The sequence below is a fragment of the Inquilinus sp. OTU3971 genome, from assembly GCF_038440215.1.
Genome location: NZ_JASATH010000011.1, coordinates 30,035 through 47,515 on the forward strand (window position 1 = coordinate 30,035; position 17,481 = coordinate 47,515).

The following is a 17,481-nucleotide window of genomic DNA, read 5'->3' on the forward strand; positions in this document are numbered from 1 at the left end:
GGACAGACATCCTGCGGGAGAGGCCTCGTGACCCAGCCTTATGACGGCCCGATCATCGACGCGCACCACCATCTCTGGGACCTCTCGATGGACCGCCATCCCTGGCTGCGTCCGGCACGGGGAGAGATGGTGTTCGGCGACAACGCGCCGCTGCGCCGGAACTACCTGCCGGCCGACTATCGCACGGATGCGCGGAACCAGCCGGTGGTCGCGACCGTGCACATCGAGGCCAGCTGGGACCCGGCCGATCCGGTGGCGGAGACGGAATGGCTGGAGACGCTGGGCGATCGCGGCGGCGTCGCCGAGCGCATCGTCGCCCATGTCCCGCTCGAGTCACCGGATGCGGCGGCGCTGCTCGAGCGGCAGGCGGCCTTCCCCCGTGTCGTCGGCATCCGCGACATCCTGAGCTGGCATCCCGACCCGGCGCGCAGCTTCGTCGCCCGGCCGGACCGGATGGACGACCCGGCCTGGCGCCGCGGCCTGGCCCGGCTGGCCGGGCACGGCCTGAGCTTCGACCTGATGATCTATCCGGGCCAGATGGCCGACGCGCTGCGGCTGGTGCGCGACGTCCCCGGCCAGGTCTTCGTCCTGAACCATTGCGGCAGCCCGGCCGACCGCGACCCGGAGAGCATGGCCCGCTGGCGCGCCGGGCTGGCGGCGCTGGGCCGCGAGCCCAATGTCCATCTCAAGATCTCCGACCTCGTGGCCTATGACCACGACTGGACACCGGACAGCCTGCGCGACGTGGTGCTGACGTGCCTGGACGCCTTCGGCCCCGGCCGGTCGATCTTCGCCAGCGACTTCCCGGTGGCCGGTCTGCACGCCTCTTTCGACCAGGTCTGGGACGGCTTCAAGGCGATCACCGCGGACCTGACCCCGGCCGAGCAGCGGGCGCTGTTCCACGACAACGCCCGCCGGCTGTACCGGATCGGCTAGCGCCGCGCCTCTCGCCCCGACAGCAGCAGCAGGCCCAGGATCAGCCCGCCGAACAGGATGCTGCGCCAGCCGGGCGAGGCGTTCACCACGGTGATCAGCGCGGTGATGGTGACCAGCAGGATCGCCCCCGGGATGGTGCCGGCATAGGTGCCGCGCCCGCCCAGGATCGAGGTGCCGCCCAGCACCACCGCGGCGATCGAGGTCAAGAGGTACGGGTCGCCGATGCCGACATAGCCCTGCCGGTTCATGCCCAGCACCAGCATCCCGGCGATGCCGGCCGCGAGCCCGCTCAGCGTGTACAGCAGCACCGTCGTCCGCCCGACATCGACGCCGGACAGCCGCGCCGCCAGCGGGCTGGTGCCGAGAGCGAAGATCCGGGCGCCCGCCGCCGTGCGGTGCAGCAGCACCAGCACCCCGGCCGAGACCACCAGCCAGAGCAGGATGCCGACCGGCACCCCGGCCGGGCGGGCCGAGCCGAGCCATTCCACCACCGGGTTGCGCACGGTGATGGCACTGCCGCCGGCGACGATCACCAGCAGGCCCTGCAGCAGCGTCGCCATCGCCAGGGTCATGATCAGTGGATGCACTCTCAGCGCGGCGATGCCGAGCCCGTTGAGGAAGCCGATGCCGGCCGCGACCAGCAGCGTCGCCGCCACCCCGACCAGCCCGGTCGGATCCCAGGCCACCGACAGCAGCGGCAGCAGGATCGCCGTCACCGTGATCACCGCGCCGACCGCGAGGTCGATGCCGCCGCCGATCACCACCAGCGTCTGCCCGGCGGCGACGAGGCCGATCACGGCCGCCAGCTCCAGCAGGTAGCGCAGATGGCCATAGGCGCCGAAGCCGCGGGTCAGCAGGCTGGCGGCGATCCACACCGCGGCCACCACCAGCCAGGCCAGCACCGCCTTGTGCCGCAGGATCGCCGGCAGCCTGGTCGCGATCGCGCTCATGCCCGCCTCCAGCGGATCTGCGGCAGCGCCACGGCGCCGACGATGATCAGCCCCTGGGCGATGTATTGCGCCACGGGCGGAAAGCCCAGGAAGAACATGACGTTGATCATGACGCTGAGCAGCAGGCTGCCGGCGATGGCGCCGCGCATGGTGCCGGCCCCGCCGAGGAAGCCGACCCCGCCCAGCACGGAAGCGGCGATCGAGTTGAGGGTGAAGGGCGTGCCGATCACCGGGTCGCCCGATCCCGTCTGGGCCGCCACGAACAGCCCGGCCAGCGCCGCCAGCATGAAGCTGACGGCATAGGCCACGACCTTGGCGAGGTCGACCGGCACGCCGGAGCGGTAGGCGCCGACTGGGTTGTCGCCGGCGGCGTAGAGGCCGAGGCCGATCGGCGTCGCCAGGTACAGCTTCCAGCCGATCGCCAGCAGCACCAGCAGCAGCAGCGCCACCGGCTGGTTCCCCGCGAGAAGATCCGACAGCCAGCCCGGCACCTCGCCGCCCGGCCGCGGCAGCACCAGCAGCGCCGCGCCGCCGAGGATGAAGGACCCGGCCAGGGTGACGATGATCGCCGGCAGCCGGAAGAACGCGACGATCGCCCCCGCCCCGGCCCCGACCACGAGCCCGATCGCGGCCACGGCCAGCACCCCGCCGGGCACGCCGAGCGCGCCGTCGAAGCTGGTGGCTGCGACCACGGCGCCGAGGCTGACCATGGCGCCGACGGCCAGGTTGATGCCGCCGGTCAGCATGATCATCGCCTGGGCCATGGCCACCAGCGCCAGCGGGAACCAGTTCTGGGTGAACTTGGCGACGCCCTCGACGCTGACCAGCCCCGGGAACAGCGCGACATACAGCGCCAGGAACAGCGCCACGATCAGGTACAGCCCGCGCAGCCCCTGGTGGCGGCGGCCCTGGATCGCCCGATAGAGCGCCGGCCCGGCCGGCCCCGGCCCGCTCATGCCGCCAGCCCCGGCGCCGCGACGCCCATGGCGGCGCCGACGATCGCCTCTTCGCTGATCCCCGGCCGTTCCAGCGTCGCCACGGTGCGGCCGGCGAACATCACCGCCACCCGGTCGCAGAGATGGACCAGCTCGGGCGTGTCGGAGCTGAGCAGCACGATCGCCTTCCCCTGCGCCGCCAGCGCCCGCAGCATGACGTAGATCTCCCGCTTGGTCTCGACATCGACGCCCCGGGTGGGGTCGTTCAGCAGCAGCACGCGTGGCGCCAGCGGCAGCCACTTGGCCAGCGCCACCTTCTGCTGGTTGCCGCCGGACAGCGCCTGCACCGGCCGCGCCGTGTCGCCCTTGATGGTCAGCCGCTTCGCCAGATCGGCCACCGTCGCCGCCTCCCCTGCCCGGTCGCGCAGGCCACGCGAAGGCCGCGCCAGGGTCGGCAGCATCAGGTTGAAGGCGATGCTGTGCGGCAGCAGCAGCCCCTCCTTCTTGCGGTCGGCCGGCACATAGGCCAGCCCCGCCGCCGTCGCCTCGGTCACCTTGCCGAAGGGCCGGTCGGCGCCGGCGATGCGCGCAGCCTCTGCCGCCGCCGGCAGCGCGCCGACGAGGCCGAGCAGCAGGTCCTCCTGCCCCTGGCCGACCAGCCCGCCGATGCCGACCAACTCGCCGTAACGGACGGTCAGGTCGACCTCCCGAGCCGCCCCCGCCCGGAAGCCCCGGATCTCGATCGCCGTCTCCGCCTGGGCGGCCGGCTGCCAAGCCGGGAACAGGTCGCCCGGGTCGCGCCCGACCATCAGCCGCACCAGCCCTTCCGGATCGACCCCGGCCAGCGGCCGGTCGGCGGTGCGGCTGCCGTCCTTCAGCACCGTGGCGTAGTCGCAGAGGTCCAGCACCTCGTTCAGCCGGTGCGAGATGTAGAGGATGGCCACGCCCTCGTCGCGCAGCCGCCGCACCAGCCGGGCCAGGGTCTGCGCCTCATGCGCCGACAGCGAGGAGGTCGGCTCGTCCAGGATCAGCACCCGCGGCTCGCGGTAGAGGGCCTTGGCGATCTCGACCATCTGCCGGCGGCCGAGCGACAGCGCGTCGACCGGCAGGTCCAGCGGCTCGTCCAGCCCGACCAGGTCACAGGCCGCCCGGGCCCGCGCCGCCAGCGCGCGATAGTCGATCAGCCCGAGCCGCCGCGGATAGGCGCCGAGGCCGATATTCTCGGCGATCGACAAATGCGGCGCCAGGCTCAGCTCCTGCTGCACCACGGCGATGCCGGCGCGCTGGGCCTCGCGCGGCGTCAGGTGGCCGGCGCCGCGGCCATCGACCGTCAGCGACCCGCCATCCGGCCGCAGCGCCCCGGACAGGATGTTGATCAGGGTCGACTTGCCGGCCCCGTTCTCGCCCAAGAGGGCATGGACCCGGCCTGGATGCAGCGCGATCGAGACGTCGCACAGCACCGGATTGCCGAAGAAGGCCTTGGACACGCCCTCCGCAGCGAGGATGGGCGACGCCGTCGCGGCGCCGCCCCCGCCCCCCATGCTCACTTCGCCGCCAGCAGCTTGTCGAACAGCGCCGTGTCGTATTCCGAGAAGATGTAGCCGTCGGCCGGGAACTTGTCGGCCCGCGCCAGGTAGCCGTCGATGCTGGCGTCGTCGATCACCGGCAGCGGCACCTTGACGAAGGCCGGCACGTCCTTGCCCGAGAGCGCCTGCACCGCGGTGTAGACGGCGAGCGCGCCGAGCCAGTTCGGCTGCATCGTCGCCCAGCCCTTCATGTCGTGCTGCTTCCACAGCTCGAGGAACTGGCGGTAGTTCTCGCCGGTGGTCGGCACGTAGTCGCGGCCCTGCCGGTCCATCGCCAGGATCGCGCCGGCCGACAGCGCGCCGCCCAGCGACAGGATGCCGTCGATCTCCGAATTGGCGAACAGGAGGCTCGTCACCGCCTCCTGCGCCGGGGCGACGTTGTAGTCGGTGTTGGTCTCGGCCAGCACCTCGACCCCCGGATTGGCCTGCAGCACCGGCGTCGCGCCCTTGCGCCGGTCGTCGCTGACCGAGATGCCGGCCGGGCCGTTCAGCACGATGATCTTGCCCTTGCCGCCGATCTGCTTGACCAGCCACTCCGCGGCCTGGCGCCCCCAGTCCAGCGAGTCGGTGTTGATCTTGGCCGTGACCTTGTCGGTCTGCACCAGGCTGTCGAAGTTGATCACCGCGATGCCCTTGGCGCAGGCGTCGGCGACCACGCGGTCCAGCGCCGTGGCCGAGCCGGCGATCAGGATGATCGCGTCGACATCGGCGTCGATCATCGACTGGACCTGCTGGATCTGGGTGTTGGCGTTGCCCTGGGCGTCGGTGATGACCAGCTTGTCGACCAGCCCCTTGCCCTTCAGCTCCTCCACCATCGTGCTGATGGTGCCTTCGGTCTGCTTCATCCAGGTCGGCACGGAATAGATGTTGGCCCAGCCGACGGTGAAGGGCGGCTTGCGGTCCCCCTTGATGCAATTGGCGGCGGCATCGGCCGCACCGGTGGCGGCGACCAGGGCCGCGATCGCGAGAGCAGCAGCGCCGATGGCGCGGCGCGCCAGAGTCTTCGTCATCATCCTCTCCCTGTTTGACCCGGACCGTCGCGGGCCGGTGCGTCGTCGATTCGCCCGGCGGAGCCCGTTAGGGCGGAGCCGGGATGGTGCGGCGCCGCCCGCGCCGGCCGCAATCTTCCGCTGCGGGCCGCCGACGGGACGACATCATCCCCGCGCATAGAGAGACGGGCCGGCAAGACTCTGTCAAGACAACGTTGTCATCGGCGATGCGGGATCGAAATTCTTGCCCCCTCGGCCGAAGGCGCGCATCACCAACGGGCCACAGCCGGGAGCCCGACCATGCCCGCCAATGAACGCGACGACGAGCTGCGCTACGCGATGACCCAGCTGGAGGCCTGGCGGACGCGATGGCTCGCCGGCCAGGCCCCGAACGGGGTCCAGCTGGCCGCGATCAAGCGGGCGGTCGGCGAGTTGCACATCGACGAGGGCGAGGCCCATGACGACGCCGAGCCCTCGGCGCATCAGGAGATCGCCAACCTGCTGGCCGCGGCGGATCCGGAGCATTCGCCCCTGGTCGAGGCGGGCGACGTCTCTGCCGTCGACTACACCCTGCCGGAGTTCGAGCGCGACATGGAGCTGCTGCGGCCGAAATACGGGTATCTGAGCTGGCACGGAGGCCGTCCCGTCGGGCACGCCTAGCTTGCCGGAGCGCTTGGCCGCCGCCATGTCCCTAGGGCGACCGAAGGGGAGAGAGGCGATGCCCGGTGCCGACCGAGACGGCGAGCTGCGCTACGCGCTGGGCCAGCTCGAGCAGTGGCTGCAGCGCTGGCAGGCCGGCCACAAGATGACCTCGCGCGAGCGGTGGAACATCCGTTTCGCCGTCCAGCAGCTCAAGGCCGATGAGGGGGTGAGGCAGGACCCGGGCGTGGTGACCAAGGCGGACACCATGATCGACCCGATCCGGCGGATCGACCCGGACCTGCCCGACCAGCCCGACGCCAGCGCCGCGCCCGAGATCGACTATCCCCTGGAGCAGTTCGAACGCGACCTGATGCAGTTGCGGAGGAAGTTCGCCTATCTCGGCGGCCCCTGACTCTCTCGTCATCGCGAGGCCCCGGCAGGCAAGATAGAAAAAGGGGCTCACCCATCGGTGGCCCCCTTCCTACCGTCTATCCTTGGACGGTCGCTCGTGATCGGCGACATAGGCAGCGAGCGTGAGCGGACAGGCCCATGAGTCAGCCACGCCCGAATGGCCTCGCTGGTTCCGCCAGATCACTAAACACAATGTTTCATTGCGCTCGATCGGCATTTCGTTCATGATACGTTCCATGAAGGAGATCCCTGCCGATTTCGATGTCCAGGCCTATCGCCGCGGCTGCACCCTGCAGCAATGCGAGATGCTCACGCGCCTGGCCGAGATCGGCATGCAGCTGGCCGAGACGGCCGGCGCCCGCGCCCTCGCCGCCCAGGCAGCCGAGGCCCAGCCCACGGCTGGGGCCCAGCCCGCGGAGGCTCAGGCCCCGGATCCCGGCCTCGCCTTCGCCCGCTACGCCCATCTGGTGCGCCAGACCCTGGCCCAGCGCGCCCGCGCCGTGAAGGACCTCTGCGCCCGCGACGGCGGCCGCGAGGCTCGCCGCGCCCGCCATCGGGAGGAGGTCGAGGACGTCATCATCCGCCTGATCGGGGACGACCGTGGCACCGACCGCACCCGCTTCGCCGATGTCAGGATGCAGCTCGACCAGGCGCTGGTCGAGCTCTATGGCGACCAGGACGACCCGGTCGAGGACCGCCCGGTCCCGTCGGTCGTGGCCGGGCTCGTCTGCGGTCTCGGCCTGGTCCGGCAATGGCGCCGCTACCAGCCGCGCTACGAGAATGGCCGCCCGGGCCTGCCGGCCGGCAGTCCGGCCGAGATCCGGGCCGAGCGCGCCAGCCGCCGGGCCGCGGTCGTCGCCATGGTCGAAGAGGCCATCGACGAGGTCGCCGACCCCGCCCGGATCGCCGACCTCAAGGCCGGGCTGGCGGTGCGGCTGCAGGAGCCCGACATCGACACGCTGCTCGACACCGCCAGCACCGAGAAGGCCACGGTCCGCCTCTGCCGCTCCCTGGGCATCGACCTCGACTCCGACATCTGCCTCGAGAACGGTCCCGGCGTCCTGCTCGACACCAGCTGAGCGACGCCGCCGGTCAGCCCGCCGGCACCGTCGCCGAGACCGAGAGCTCCCGGCCGGCCAGGTCGGTGGTGCGGATGCGGTAGAATCCGCCCGGCCGCTCTACGGCGTGGAGATGGACGCTAGACAGCAGCCGCACGGGGTTGACCGCCTCGAACGGCCCCGATTCCGCCGCGCTCCACAGCACGTCGAACAGCTGGACGCCGCCGCCGGCCGGCGGATCCCAGAACAGCAGCTGGTTGGGGCCGCTCAGGCCGCGGTCGCGCCGCACCCGGAGGCTCGACGCCGGCGCGGACGCCGAGGCGTCGGCCTGCGCCGCGCCGTCGCTCGCCAGCACGACCAGCGCCACCGAGGGCAGCAGCAGGTCGAGGTCGAGCGCCAGGCGGCCATCGGCGCCGATCTCGACCTCGCGCACGGTCAGCGCGGGCTCCTGCGCCTGGCGCATCGCCGCCAGCTGCGCCGCGTTCGGCGTGCTCAGCGCCGCCAGCTGCTCCGCATGCGGCAGCGTCCGGGCCTGCGCCTCCCAGACCGAGAACGGGTCGCCCTTGTCCTGGGCGATCTCGAAGATGCCGAGCGCATAGCGGCCGGGGGCGAGGCCCGCGACCTCCAGCGTCACCGGGCTGGTGCCCGACCGCCAGATCCGGTCGACGCTGTTGTACAGCAGCACCGCCGCGCCGTCGGCGGTCGGCGTGGCCATGACGCCGAGCCCGGTGCGGTCGGGGTCCAGCGCGCCCGGCGCATCGACCCGGCGGTCGCCGAGCAAGGCCAGCAGCTCCATCACCGTCAGCCCCGGCTTCTTGACATAGTCGAAGGGCTCCGGGTTGGCGCGACGGTCCGCCAGCGCCGCCAGGTCGGTGACCCAGTCGCGCTGCGCCGCGTCGAACTGGCGGGCGCCGAAGAAAGCCAGATGGGTGCGCTGGCCCCAGCGGCCGAGGAAGCCGTTGTCGTTGCTGAGGATGTCGTAGTCGACGCCCTCGGCCTCGACCAGCAGGCGCTGGTGCTGGTCGATCACCTTGGCGATCAGACCGGCGAAATACGGCATGGCGTGCCAGCTGTGGTAGTGCTCCCACCCGATCTGCGGGTCGCATTCGTCGTTGATGAAGGGCAGGCCGGCGAAGCGCGGATGGTGTTCGCGGATGTAGCTGACCGCCTCCATCTCGTGCCGGCAGATGCCGACCGTGTCCGGGGTCAGGTCCTCCGGATGCTTCACCGCCCCCTTCTCATGCACCGAGATGAAGTCGAGCCGCACCCCGGTCTCGCCGGTGAACCAGTTGGTGCCGGTGTCGCAATGGGCCAGGAAGCTGCGGAAGATCGCCGGCACCCGCCGCGCCACGCCCGGCCCGCCCAGGCGCAGCGCCGGGTCGACCGCCTTCAGCCCTTCCGAGCAGGCGTCGTAGTAGTTGTTGAAGCCGGTCTCGCCGCCGAGCTTCCACCAGATGTCCGGCTCGTTCCAGGTCTCGAAGTACCAGTTGCGGACCTCCTCCGCGCCGTAGCGCTCGACGCAGCGCCGGGCCAGGGCCTCGACCAGGTCGCGCCAGTGCCGCACCTGCGCATCCTGGTTCAGGTCGGTGAAGAGTTTGCCGGGGTTGCCCATCAGCTCGAAGAACGGGCGCAGCCGGTGGCCGATGATGGCGTCCAGCGCCTGGTCCAGCAGCGTCCAGTCATAGGCCCCCAGCCGGTCCGCCTTCACCAGGTCGAGCATGTAGTGGACCCGGAGATACTCGATGCCGCGGTTCGGCACGGCGCCGAGATGGGCCAGCGCCTGCTGCATCTCCGGCTCCAGCAGCAGCTCCGCCGGCGAGAAGCCGGTGCTGCGCCAGAAGCGCTTCCACGGGCGGGCGGGGCCGTTCAGGTCGACCCGGATCGGGGTGGCGGTCACGAGCGTCTCCTTGGTCTCCGCCCTCGCGAGCGGCTGAGTCACAGATCGATCGGCGCTATCGGATTGCCTCTCCTCCCCGGGCTTGCCCCAGGGATTGCGGGACCTTTTCAGGGCTCGACCAGCTGAGCCGGCCCATCCCTTCTATCCTCCCCCTCCCCTTGCGGGAGGGGGCAGGGGGAGGGGTTTGGTGCCGCCGGAACCGGTGTCGAGCGTCACTCCGGCCCGGCAGGGATCCTGGATGAGTCCGTCCGGCTCTCGTCGTCGACACCCCCTCCCCCTACCCCCTCCCGCGGGGGGAGGGGGAGGATGTAAAACCGCCCGATCCCCTTGCAATGGCCCGGCAACTACACGGACGCCAACAGGCCGCCATCGACATAGATGATCTGGCCGTTGACGAAGTCGGAGGCGCCGGAGGCCAGGAACACGGCGGCGCCGCCCAGCTCGTCCGGATGGCCCCAGCGGGCCGCGGGGGTGCGGCGCTTGACGAAGGCGTCGAACTCCGGGTCGTCCATCAGGGCACGGTTCAGCTCGGTGGCGAAATAGCCGGGGCCGATGCCGTTGACCTGGATGTTGTGCCGCGCGAACTCGACCGCGAGGTTGCGGGTCAGCATGCGCAGCGCGCCCTTGGCCGAGGCGTAGGGGGCGATGGTCGGCCGGCCCAGCTCGCTCATCAGCGAGCAGATGTTGATGATCTTGCCGGCCTGGCGCTCGACCATCCCCGGCAGCACCGCCTTGGCGGCGACGACGCTGCCGATCAGGTGCACGTCGAGGATCATCCGCCAATCCTCGAGCGCGAAGTCCAGGAACGGCTTGCGCAGTTGCACGCCGGCATTGTTGACCAGGATGTCGATCGCCCCGACCGTCTGCGCCGCCTGGCCGATGGCGGCGGCGGCAGCCTCGGCGTTGGTCAGGTCGAAGCGGGCCGGATGGGCGTCGATGCCCTCGTCGCGCAGCTTGCCGACCGCCAGGGCCAGGGGGCCGTCATCGCGGCCGTTCAGGATCACCGTGGCGCCGTGCCGGCCCAGCGCGGCGGCGACCGAGAAGCCGAGGCCGCGCGAGGAGCCGGTGATCAGGGCGCGCTTGCCGGTCAGGTCGAACAGGGTCATCGGAACTTCTCCCGCATCGCCTGGATGCCGGGGATCCGGTCCATCAGATGGGCGTGCGCGGGATCGAAATACTGCACCAGGCCACGCTGCGTCTTCCCCACCATCACCGTGAAGATGTAGGCGCGATGGCCCGGCGAGGTGACGGTCGGGTGATAGCCGCGGTCGACCGTGAAGGTGTCGCCGTCGCGGGTCAGGAAGGCCTGCGGCTCGCCGCTGTCCTCGTAGATCAGCTGGGCGCCGAAGCCGGAGGGCGGGTCGTAGCGGAAATGGTACAGCTCGTCATGCGCGGTCTCGCGCGGCCCGCCATGGCCCGGCACGTCGGTGTCGTGCTTGTGCGGCGGATAGCCGTTCCAGCACCCGTCATCGGCGTAGAGCTCGCTGACCAAGAGCCGCCCCGCCCGCCCCTGCCCGTTCTGGCCGAGGATGTGGAAGATCCGGCGCCGGCTGTGGGTGTCGGAGGAGCCGACATCGACCATCACCACCTCCTCCGGCGGGATGCGGAAGGCGGGGTGGCGCTCGGCGGTCACGCCGCCGCCGATCGCGACCTCGGCCGGCTTGGCCCCGGCGGTGATGCGGATGGCGCTGCCGACCGGGGCGTAGACCGAATCCGCCGGGCCGGACCAGATGTCGGCGCGCCGGCCGACCGCGGCGAAGGCCTCGCCGTCGACCGCGATGTCGACCGTGCCGGACAGCACGGCGAGGATCGCCTCATGCTCCGGCAGCCGGGTCTCGAAGCTCTCGCCCGGCCCGAGCCTGACCAGGTTGAAATGCACGCTGGCCATGCGGGCGTCGTGATGCAGGATCGGCCGGTTGCCGTTGTCGTGGCGGCGGATGATGTCAGGCATGGGCACGCTGCGGGTTCGGGTCGGAGAGGACGCCGCGGAGATCGAGCTCCTCGGCGTAGTGGCAGGCGGCGGCATGGCCGCCGAAGCTCTTGAGCGGCGGCGCCGTGGTGCGGCACAGCTCGGTGGCGAAGCGGCAGCGCGGATGGAAGGCGCAGCCGGAGGGGCGGTTGGCCGGGTCGGCCACCTCGCCCTTCAGCTGGATGCGCCGGCGCTGCCGCTGGCGCCGCGGATCCGGCACCGGCAGGGCCGACAGCAGCGCCTCGGTGTAGGGGTGGCGCGGCCGGGCATAGAGCGCGTCGATCGGCGCGCTCTCGACGATCTGGCCGACATACATCACCACCACGCGGTCGCAGATGTACTGGATGACGCTGAGGTCGTGGCTGACGAACAGATAGGTCAGCCCGAACTCCTCCTGCAGATCCTTCAACAGGTTCAGGGTCTGGGCCCGGACGCTGACATCCAGCGCCGACACCGCCTCGTCCAGGATCACCAGCCGCGGCCGGGTGGCCAGCGCCCGGGCGATGCCGATGCGCTGGCGCTCGCCGCCGGAGAAGGCGTGCGGGTAGCGATGGGCGTATTCCGGCCGCAACCCGACCCGCTCCATCAGCCCGGCGACGATGCCGGGGATCTCGCGGCCGGTGGCCAGTCCGTTGACGCGCAGCACCTCGCCGACCAGCTCGACCACGGTCATGCGCGGGTCCAGCGAGGCCTGGGGATCCTGGAACACGAAGCGCAGGTCGGTGCAGTAGGGCCGCCGCTGCGCCTCGCTCAGCGCCGCCAGGTCGACCACCCGCCCCTGCGGGTCGCGGTAGGCGATGGTGCCGCCAGTCGGCCGGTGGGCGCCGAGGATGCAGCGGGTGACGGTCGACTTGCCGCAGCCGGATTCGCCGACCAGCCCCAGCGTCTCGCCGCGGCGGATGTCGAAGGACACGCCGTCGACGGCGCGGACCGGATTGGCCAAACCGGAGCGGAACAGGCGCTTGCGTGGCGCGAAGACCATGCGCAGGTCGCGCAGCTCGACCAGGTTCTCGGGCGCGAGCTCAGGCATGCTGCATGCTCCTCGGCTGCGTCTCCGCCGGCTCCTCCAGCAGCACGCAGCGCGCGCCGCGGCCGGGGCCGAGCGCCGTCTCCGGCGGGTCGTGCCGGTCGCACAACCCGGCCACCGCCTGGTCGCAGCGCGGATGGAACGGGCAGCCGGTGGGCCGGTCGAAGGCCGAGGGCACCATGCCGCGGATCGCCGCCAGCCGGTGCACGCGCTGGCGCGACAGGGTCGGCACCGATTGCAGCAGCGCCCGGGTGTAGGGATGCTGCGGGTCGTAGAACAGCTGGTCGACCGACCCGTGCTCCACCACCCGGCCGAGATACATCACCGCCACCTGGTCGGCGACGTCGGCGACCACGCCGAGGTCGTGGGTGATGAACAGGATCGACAGGCCGTGCTCAGCCTGCAGCTTCTTGAACAGGTCGAGGATGTTGGCCTGGGTGGTGACGTCGAGCGCGGTGGTCGGCTCGTCGGCGATGATCAGGCGCGGGCCGCATGACAGCGCGAGCGCGATGCAGACGCGCTGGCGCATGCCGCCGGAGAACTCGAAGGGATAGCTGTCCAGCCGCTCGGCCGGCTTCGGGATGCCGACATCGGCCAGGCACTCCAGCGCCCGCTCGCGCGCCGCCTTGCGGCCGAGGCCCATATGCTGGCGGATCACGGCGCCGAGCTGCTGGCCGATGGTGTGCACCGGCGACAGCGCCGCCATCGGCTCCTGCGACACCAGCGCGATCTCGGCCCCGCGGATGGCGCGGATCGCCGGGCCGCGCGGCGGCAAGGCGGCGATGTCGACCACCGGGCCGGCCCCGGTGCGGTAGGCGATGCGGCCGCCGGCGATGCGCATCCGCTCCGGCATCAGGTTCATCAGCGCCCGGCCGGTCAGGCTCTTGCCCGAGCCGGATTCGCCGACGATGCACAGGGTCTTGCCGGCCGCCATCTCGAAGCTGACGCCGTCGACCGGGCGGATCAGCCCGTCATCGGTGCCGATCTGCACCCGCAGATCTTCCACCTGCAGCAGCGGCGACTCAGTTGTAGGGGTCGGCGGCATCGCGGATCCCATCCCCCAGGAAGTTGAGCGCCAGCACGGCGACGACGACGGCGATGCCCGGGATGAACAGCCAGGGCGCGGTGGTGACGGCCAGCAGGTTCTGGGCGTCTTTCAGCAGCACGCCCCAGCTGATCACCGGCGGCTTGAGCCCGATGCCGAGGAAGCTGAGCGCGGTCTCGGCCAGGATCATGGCCGGGATCGCCAGCGTCACCGAGGCGATGATGTGGCTGGTGAAGGACGGCACCATGTGGCGCCAGATCACCCGCTGCTGCGAGCAGCCGTCCAGCCGCGCTGCCAGCACGAAATCCTCGGTCCTGAGCGATAGGAAACGGCCGCGGACGACGCGCGCCAGCTCGGTCCAGCCCAAGAGCGACAGGATCACGGTGATCCAGAAATAGACCATCAGGGGATCGATGTTGGTCGGGATCGCGGCGGCGAAGCCCATCCACAGCGGGATGGTCGGGATCGACTTCAGGAAGTCGATGGTCCGCTGCACCACCTCGTCGATCCAGCCGCCGCAATAGCCGGAGATGCCGCCGAACAGGATGCCCAGGAACAGGCTGATCGCCACCCCGACCAGGCCGATCGACATCGACACGCGGGCGCCGTGGATGGTCAGGGACAGCACGTCGCGGCCCAGCCGGTCGGCGCCCCACAGATAGAACGGCGCCTTCGGGTCGACCGGGCCGATCAGGTGCCGGTCCCAGGGGATCAGGCCGAGCAGCCGGTAGGGCTCGCCCTTCACGAACAGCCCGACCGGGATCACCTTCGCCGGGTCGCTGACATAGGTGCGCTGCACCGTCAGCGGGTCGACCGTGCTCCTGATGCCGTTGACATAGGCCAGGACGAAGTTGCCCTGGGCGTCGCGGCCGCCGAATTTCAGCAGCTGCGGCGGCGCGTAGGTGTAGCGCGAGCTGTAGGTCTCCGGCCCGTAGGGCGCGACGAATTCGGCGAAGGCGGCGATCAGGTAGATCGCGATCACCACCACCCCGCTCCACCACGCCAGACGGTGGCGGCGGAAGCGGCGGTAGATCAGTGCCCACTGCCCCTTCTCCGCCGTGGTGGCGCGGCGCGGAGCCGGGATCGCGGTCGGTTCGGCAACGGTCATGACGTCCCTCCCTCAGCCGTGCCGCACGCGCGGGTCGAGCCAGGCCAGCAGCAGGTCGGAGATGAAGCTGCCGAGGATCGTCAGCGCGCTGAGCAGCAGGATGAAGGACCCGGCCAGGTACATGTCCTGGGTCAAGAGCGCGCCGAGCAGCAGCGGCCCCGCGGTCGGTAGGCTCAGCACCACGCCGACGATGACGGTGCCCGACACCAGCTCCGGCAGGATCCAGCCGATGGTGGAGACGAAGGGGTTCAGCGCCACCCGCACCGGATAGCGCAGCAGCACCGTCCGCTCCGGCAGCCCGGCGGCGCGGGCGGTGGTGACATAGGGCTTGTTCAGCTCGTCCAGCAGGTTGGCCCGCATGATCCGGACCAGCGAGGCGGTGCCGTGGACCGCCAGCACGAAAACCGGCAGGTACAGATGCGCCGCCAGGTCGGCGACCTTGCCCCAGCTCCATGGCGCGTTGATGTATTCGGCCGAGAAGAAGCCGCCGACATCGACGCCGAAGCTGCGCGACAGCACGAACATCAGCACCAGGGCCAGGAGGAAGCTGGGGATGGCGAGGCCGAGGAAGCTGAGGAAGGTCACCAGGTAGTCGAGCGTCGAGTAGCGCCGCACCGCGCTGTAGATGCCGATCGGCAGCGACACCGCCCAGGTCACGACCAGGGTGATGAAGGACAGGAGCAGGGTCATGCCCATGCGGTCCCACAGCAGCGTCGAGACCGGCCGGTTCCAGTCGAAGGACTGGCCGAAATCGCCCCTGGCCACGATGTTCGAGATCCAGCGCCAGTACTGCACATACCAGGGCTCGCCGAGCCCGTATTGCACCCGCATCGACTCCAGCATCGCCGTGTCGACCGACCCGCCCTGCTCGGAGTAGCGGGCGACATAGCTGGTCAGGAAATCGCCCGGCGGCAGCTGGATGACGATGAAGACGACGACCGAGACCGCGGCCAGCGTCACGGCCATGTAGATCAGGCGGCGCAGCAGGAAGCGAAGCATCGCGCCGGCTCTATTCGTAGAAGTAGGTTTCCGGGTTGGTCGGCCCCGGCGTCATGTAGAAGACGGTGTCCGGCAGCTCCTCCGGCACGTTCTTCATGTTGGTCTTCACCACCCCGACATTGTCCGGCTGCATCACCGTGCCGATCACCCAGAACTGGTCGCGGGTGATGGCCAGCAGCTTCTTCATCACCTCGATCTGGCGGGCCGTGGTCGGCTGGGCCTTGAGCTCCTCGTAGAGCTCCTGCTGCTCGCGCGCCGGGCCGGTCGGCTCGACCCCGTTCGGGTCCTTCGGGTTCTGGTACCAGATGCCCCAGGCCGAGGCGAAGGCGGACTGGTTCTCGTAGGGGAAGTACCATTTCGGGTCGAGCAGCCCGAGGAAGTCGTAGCCGCCGCCGCCCAGCCAGACCAGGCCCTGCTGGTCGTTGGCGAGCTGGCGGGCGAAGGCGAAGGAGGATTCGATCGCCTTGACCTGCATGTCGATGCCGACGTCGCGCCAGTATTTGCGGATCAGCTCCAGCGCGTCGACGTGATATTTGCGCGAGGCCAGGGCATCGATGGCGAAGGAGATGCGCTTGCCGTCGGGGCCGAGGCGGAAGCCATCGCCGTCCTTCTTGTCGAAGCCGGCGGCGTCGAGCAACTGGTTGGCCTTGGCCGGGTCGTATTCGGTGTACTGGGTGGCCATGGTCTCGTCGTACAGCGCCATGTCCGGCCGCGGCGCCGCCTGGTAGGGCCGCGACAGCCCGGCATAGATCAGCTCGTTCAGCTCGTCGCGATTGATGGCGTAGGACAGGGCGATGCGGAAGTCGCGGTTCTGGAACACCTTCTGCAGGCTCTCGTCCTTCACCGTCTGGTTCAGGCAGATCAGCATCGAGTTGGAATAGGCCGGCCGGGCCCGGAACAGGCGATAGCCGCCCTGCTCCCGGTGCTGCGCCAGCACCGCCTGGTTCTCGATGCCGTCGAGACCGTAGGACTGCATGTCGAGGTCGCCGTTGATCGCCTTCAGCACCAGCCCCTGGGTGTCGCCCACCACGTCATAGGTGACCCGGTCGATATAGGGCAGCTGGTTGCCCTCCGGATCGACCTTGAAGAAATACGGGTTGCGCTCGGCCACCACCTGGCTTGTGCCGCTGTAGCCGACGGTCAGCACCCAGGGGTCGAGCACCGGCCGGCCGACATCGCGCCAGCGGCTGCCGTTCTGATAGACGGTGCGGTTCTGGAACAGGGTCGTCCAGTTCGGCACGCCGGCCGCCTTGACCAGCGCGTCGATACCGTCCGGATTGTATTTCTTGTGGAACTGCTTGAGGTAGTGGCTCGGCGACGCGGCCAGGATCTCGGAGCCGAGCTGCGTCGCCATGGCCGGCAGGAACAGGCCGTTCGGCGCGGCGAAGCTGAAGCGGACGGTCTCGGCGTCGACCTTCTCCACCGTCACCGGCTTGCCGCCGGCCCGGAGCCAGCGCGGCACCGACGGCGTCAGCTCCGGGTTCATCAGCACGTCCTGGTGCCAGAACAGGAGGTCGTCGGCGGTGAAGGGCGCGCCGTCCGACCATTTCATCCCCTTCCGCAGGTGGAAGGTGAAGACGGTGGCGTCGTCATTGACGTCGACGGATTCGGCGGCGTCCGGCACCACATCGGTCCATTCCGGGTTCCAGCGCACCAGGCGGGTGTAGCCGATGGTGCGGTCCATCAGGCTCTCCCCGCCGCCGACCAGCCCCTGCCGCCAGGTGCCGCCGTACTTCCCGATCTTCTCCAGCGGCTTGACCACCAGCGGATGCTCCGGCAGCCGCTGCGCCAGCGGTGGCAGCTTGCCGGCCGACACCTCGGCCGCCAGCACCGGCGCCTCGCGATACTCCGCGGCCGCGGCCGCGGAGGCGAAGAACAGCATCGGGATCAAAGCCGCGCCCCACAGCGCGCGCGTTCCGGCGCCCATCC

The 17,481-nt window shown here is 70.5% G+C and carries 16 protein-coding genes; 4 read left to right on the top strand and 12 right to left on the bottom strand.

Going from position 1 to position 17,481, the window contains the following annotated elements; translation table 11 throughout:
* Window positions 1-27 precede the first annotated feature (27 nt).
* Window positions 28-936 carry an amidohydrolase family protein gene (locus AAHM41_RS04785; RefSeq protein WP_342235373.1) on the top strand — a complete coding sequence of 303 codons (909 nt, stop codon included), beginning with the start codon at window positions 28-30 and terminating at the stop codon, window positions 934-936.
* On the opposite strand, the gene AAHM41_RS04790 is transcribed toward AAHM41_RS04785, so the two are convergent.
* The 4 genes from AAHM41_RS04790 to AAHM41_RS04805 are packed head-to-tail and all read right to left on the bottom strand — an operon-like array spanning window position 933 to window position 5,417.
* Window positions 933-1,886, bottom strand: a complete 954-nt coding sequence (locus AAHM41_RS04790; protein WP_342235374.1) for an ABC transporter permease — start codon at window positions 1,884-1,886, stop codon at window positions 933-935. The genes AAHM41_RS04785 and AAHM41_RS04790 overlap by 4 nt on opposite strands.
* Complete coding sequence (locus AAHM41_RS04795) at window positions 1,883-2,842, bottom strand: ABC transporter permease (protein ID WP_342235375.1); 960 nt, start codon at window positions 2,840-2,842, stop codon at window positions 1,883-1,885. The genes AAHM41_RS04790 and AAHM41_RS04795 overlap by 4 nt, the downstream gene beginning before the upstream one ends.
* Window positions 2,839-4,362, bottom strand: coding sequence for a sugar ABC transporter ATP-binding protein (locus AAHM41_RS04800; RefSeq protein WP_342235376.1), 1,524 nt, complete (start codon window positions 4,360-4,362; stop codon window positions 2,839-2,841). Before AAHM41_RS04800 ends, AAHM41_RS04795 begins: the two co-directional genes overlap by 4 nt.
* Window positions 4,363-4,364: 2 nt before the next feature.
* Entirely contained in the window at window positions 4,365-5,417 is a 1,053-nt protein-coding gene (locus AAHM41_RS04805) for an ABC transporter substrate-binding protein (protein WP_342235377.1), read from the bottom strand.
* Between the two features lie 279 nt (window positions 5,418-5,696).
* Between AAHM41_RS04805 and AAHM41_RS04810 the strand changes: the two genes are divergently transcribed.
* The 3 genes from AAHM41_RS04810 to AAHM41_RS04820 all read left to right on the top strand — a co-directional run bounded on the left by AAHM41_RS04810 (window position 5,697) and on the right by AAHM41_RS04820 (window position 7,528).
* Window positions 5,697-6,056 (top strand): hypothetical protein, encoded by a 360-nt coding sequence (locus tag AAHM41_RS04810; protein ID WP_342235378.1) that lies wholly within the window; start codon window positions 5,697-5,699, stop codon window positions 6,054-6,056.
* 58 nt (window positions 6,057-6,114) lie between these two features.
* The gene (locus tag AAHM41_RS04815) at window positions 6,115-6,450 is read left to right on the top strand and encodes a hypothetical protein (protein WP_342235379.1); all 336 of its coding nucleotides are present in this window, start codon (window positions 6,115-6,117) and stop codon (window positions 6,448-6,450) included.
* A 235-nt stretch (window positions 6,451-6,685) separates the two neighbouring features.
* Window positions 6,686-7,528 carry a hypothetical protein gene (locus tag AAHM41_RS04820; protein WP_342235380.1) on the top strand — a complete coding sequence of 281 codons (843 nt, stop codon included), beginning with the start codon at window positions 6,686-6,688 and terminating at the stop codon, window positions 7,526-7,528.
* Between the two features lie 13 nt (window positions 7,529-7,541).
* On the opposite strand, the gene AAHM41_RS04825 is transcribed toward AAHM41_RS04820, so the two are convergent.
* From AAHM41_RS04825 to AAHM41_RS04860, 8 genes are all read right to left on the bottom strand, one after another.
* The gene (locus AAHM41_RS04825; RefSeq protein ID WP_342235381.1) at window positions 7,542-9,404 is read right to left on the bottom strand and encodes a GH39 family glycosyl hydrolase; all 1,863 of its coding nucleotides are present in this window, start codon (window positions 9,402-9,404) and stop codon (window positions 7,542-7,544) included.
* A 344-nt stretch (window positions 9,405-9,748) separates the two neighbouring features.
* Window positions 9,749-10,510 carry an SDR family oxidoreductase gene (locus tag AAHM41_RS04830; protein WP_342235382.1) on the bottom strand — a complete coding sequence of 254 codons (762 nt, stop codon included), beginning with the start codon at window positions 10,508-10,510 and terminating at the stop codon, window positions 9,749-9,751.
* On the bottom strand, window positions 10,507-11,355 hold the full coding sequence (locus AAHM41_RS04835; protein WP_342235383.1) for a 5-deoxy-glucuronate isomerase: 849 nt from the start codon (window positions 11,353-11,355) through the stop codon (window positions 10,507-10,509). Before AAHM41_RS04835 ends, AAHM41_RS04830 begins: the two co-directional genes overlap by 4 nt.
* On the bottom strand, window positions 11,348-12,403 hold the full coding sequence (locus AAHM41_RS04840; protein ID WP_342235384.1) for an ABC transporter ATP-binding protein: 1,056 nt from the start codon (window positions 12,401-12,403) through the stop codon (window positions 11,348-11,350). The genes AAHM41_RS04835 and AAHM41_RS04840 overlap by 8 nt, the downstream gene beginning before the upstream one ends.
* Complete coding sequence (locus AAHM41_RS04845; RefSeq protein WP_342235385.1) at window positions 12,396-13,445, bottom strand: ABC transporter ATP-binding protein; 1,050 nt, start codon at window positions 13,443-13,445, stop codon at window positions 12,396-12,398. Before AAHM41_RS04845 ends, AAHM41_RS04840 begins: the two co-directional genes overlap by 8 nt.
* On the bottom strand, window positions 13,423-14,553 hold the full coding sequence (locus tag AAHM41_RS04850) for an ABC transporter permease (protein WP_342235386.1): 1,131 nt from the start codon (window positions 14,551-14,553) through the stop codon (window positions 13,423-13,425). Before AAHM41_RS04850 ends, AAHM41_RS04845 begins: the two co-directional genes overlap by 23 nt.
* 12 nt (window positions 14,554-14,565) lie before the next feature.
* Window positions 14,566-15,552 carry an ABC transporter permease gene (locus AAHM41_RS04855; protein WP_342235387.1) on the bottom strand — a complete coding sequence of 329 codons (987 nt, stop codon included), beginning with the start codon at window positions 15,550-15,552 and terminating at the stop codon, window positions 14,566-14,568.
* Window positions 15,553-15,562: 10 nt separating this feature from the next.
* The gene (locus tag AAHM41_RS04860; RefSeq protein WP_342235388.1) at window positions 15,563-17,479 is read right to left on the bottom strand and encodes an ABC transporter substrate-binding protein; all 1,917 of its coding nucleotides are present in this window, start codon (window positions 17,477-17,479) and stop codon (window positions 15,563-15,565) included.
* Between the last annotated feature and the right edge of the window lie 2 nt (window positions 17,480-17,481).